This window comes from Romboutsia sp. 13368 (genome assembly GCF_018336475.1).
Lineage (GTDB): Bacteria > Bacillota > Clostridia > Peptostreptococcales > Peptostreptococcaceae > Romboutsia.
The window spans coordinates 1,671,898-1,674,755 of record NZ_CP048741.1; the positions used below are offsets into that span (position 1 = coordinate 1,671,898).

3 protein-coding genes (1 of these 3 running past the window's edge) are annotated in these 2,858 nt (G+C 24.5%); 2 read left to right on the top strand and 1 reads right to left on the bottom strand.

The genetic code is table 11. From position 1 onward, the window contains the following. Nucleotides 1–250: part of a PTS sugar transporter subunit IIC coding region (locus tag G3997_RS06750; protein WP_296644719.1), annotated on the top strand (this coding region is incomplete at its 5' end). Its footprint begins 292 nt before the window's first position; the window shows 250 of its 542 annotated nt. A 229-nt stretch (nt 251–479) separates the two neighbouring features. On the opposite strand, the gene G3997_RS06755 is transcribed toward G3997_RS06750, so the two are convergent. Then, nucleotides 480–1,490: a pentapeptide repeat-containing protein gene (locus G3997_RS06755; protein ID WP_296644721.1), complete on the bottom strand. Its 1,011-nt coding sequence runs from the start codon at nt 1,488–1,490 to the stop codon at nt 480–482. Between the two features lie 293 nt (nt 1,491–1,783). Here G3997_RS06755 and G3997_RS06760 point away from each other — a divergent pair, with 293 nt between their 5' ends. Then, nucleotides 1,784–2,770 carry a lipoate--protein ligase gene (locus tag G3997_RS06760; protein ID WP_296644722.1) on the top strand — a complete coding sequence of 329 codons (987 nt, stop codon included), beginning with the start codon at nt 1,784–1,786 and terminating at the stop codon, nt 2,768–2,770. Nucleotides 2,771–2,858 lie beyond the last annotated feature (88 nt).

The following is a 2,858-nucleotide window of genomic DNA, read 5'->3' on the forward strand; positions in this document are numbered from 1 at the left end:
AGCAATGTCTGGTATAATAGTAGCTATAATGGGTATTCAAGTTGGTACTCCAGGTTTAGCAACTCCAATAGCAGGTTTTGCAGTTTCTGTTACTCAAAACGGAACAAAGGCTTTAATAGCTGCATTAGGATGTGCAATAGTAAGTATTTTAGCTGGTTTCATAGGACATGCTATGTTTAAAAATACTAAAATAAAAACTGCTGATGAAATACGTGGTACTAAATCTGCTGATGCTAATGCAGCAGCTTAATAATTAATAGATAAACAAAAGACAGGATGTTATTCCTGTCTTTTTATTTATCTAATTAGCCTTCTAACTAAAGTACCTGAACCAATTCCTATCATAACAAGTCCTATCAACATCTCAATATTAACTAGCATATATCCAGGTTCCGTAGGCTTGCCATTAATAACCCCTACGCAAGCAAATAGTGCTACACTTAAATTAAGAGCCTCATGAAAATCTTTTAATAATATATCTATCTTCCATGTAGATATATATTATTAAATGTATATAAAATATTTCTACTATCAGTCTCTATACCTGTTATCAAGTATAAAAATGAAAATATAACTATTATAGCTAATGATGAATATATAGAAAACGATGGTCTTTCTCCATATCCGCAAGTAATCCAATTTAAATATGAACCTAACTTCGGTAACAACTTTAAAGATTTCCTTTGAGTACATTTACATAAATAATAATATTCTCCAAAACTATTATTTAAAGAGTTATCTTTAAATTCATCTGCGATATTTTCATATATTTCATATATGCCTTCATATTCCTGCTTATCCTTTATCCTCGGCTCTATTTTATCAAAAAATGTTTTTTCATCAAATTTAGTTAAAAACTTATCGTTAAATTCAAAATTAATCATGTATGTATCAAAAGTTTTAAAACCTCTAAAATCACAATCTGCAATTTCAACTTTATCAAATTCACATCCTATCATTATAACATTTGAAGCATTAGTTAATTCTATATTAGTATTTTTTAATTTGCAGTTTTCAAATATAGAATATGATATATCGCTATTCAAAAATTTTGCATATATATTGCAATTATAAAAACTACAACCTAAATTATCCTTTCTATTTAAAGATGGTAACATTTCACTATCTTCTTTAATAAATATGCAATTTTCAAATATAACTCCACCTTCATCAAAATTACAATTTTCAAATACACAACCTATAAACTTGCAATCTTTAAATTTTATATTATTAAATTTACAATCTATAAATTTAGAACATACGATATCTTCACTTATTATTTCTTTGAAATTTTCTTCTCCTAATATTCCTTTTTTACCTATATATTCATCTATTATTTTTTTAAAACTATATTTTAAATTAGGATAAATTCCATTTAAACTATCTTTATGTTTTATTATATATTGATATAACTTTTCATTATTCTTTTTTCTTTTTTCAATTTGAATTTTTCCTTTAAATTTTTCTTCTTTAAAATTGACGTAAGCCATACTACTCTCCTTATAAAATTGAAATCTATAAATTCTATAATTTTGTATTATTTTTTACTATGCTTTAATTTAATATACTATTATTTATCAGTTTAAATAATAGTATTCATAATAATAACTTACCTAATATAGACAATAATATATTTTAATCTCCCTATNNNNAATAATAACTTACCTAATATAGACAATAATATATTTTAATCYCCCTATTTAAATATATTGATAACCCTATTATTATCTGCTACCATTTACCTAATAATGTAATTTTATATACATTTTAAGGGAGAGATGTTATGTTACTAATTTATAATGAAAAAACTAATCCATACTTCAATTTAGCTATGGAAGAATATCTTCTTAAAAATTTTGATGAAGATATGTTTATACTTTGGAGAAATGAAAGTTCTGTAATTGTAGGTAAAAATCAAAATACACTATCTGAGATTAACTTAGATTATGTTAAAGAAAACTCTATTCCTGTTGTTAGAAGACAATCAGGTGGTGGCGCTGTATTTCATGACTTAGGAAATATAAACTTTACATTTATAGCAAATAATAATGACAGTTTTAGTGATTTCAAAAGATTTACTCAACCTATAATAGACCTTTTAAAGACATTAGATATAAATGCAGAGTTTTCTGGAAGAAATGACTTATTAATAGATGGGTCTAAGTTTTCAGGAAATGCTCAATACAATTATAAAAATAAGGTTATGCACCATGGTACATTATTATTTTCATCTCAAATAGCTGATCTTTCAAAAGCTTTAAAAGCTAAACCTATAAAATTTGAAGGTAAAGGGGTTAAATCTATAAAATCTCGTGTAACTAATATAAGTGAGCATCTAAAAGAACCTATGAATGTTTTAGAATTTAAAGATATGGTAATGGATTATCTAGAGAAAACAAATGTAGATAACAAATATTATACTTTAAGTGAGTTAGATATAAAAAATATAAATAAATTAGTTGAAGAAAAGTATAATACTTGGGAGTGGAACTTTGGAAATTCTCCTAAATACGCACTTTATAATGAATTAAAATACCCTGGTGGAAATGTAGAATTCAACTTAAATGTTGATAAAGGCATTATAAAAGATATAAAATTCTTTGGAGATTTCTTTGGTAAATGTGATATTTCTAATGTTGAGAATTTATTAATAAATACAAAACATGAAGAAAATAATTTAAAAGAAGTACTTAATTCAATAAATATAAATGATTATTTCTTAGGGGCTGATACTGATATTTTAGTATCTGGAATAATGGGCGTTAAGTAATAACTAGAGTACATTTTGTACTCTTTTTTTGTATAGTTATTTATCTTTTATTACTAAATAATTATACTCCAAAAAYATATTTTAAAAT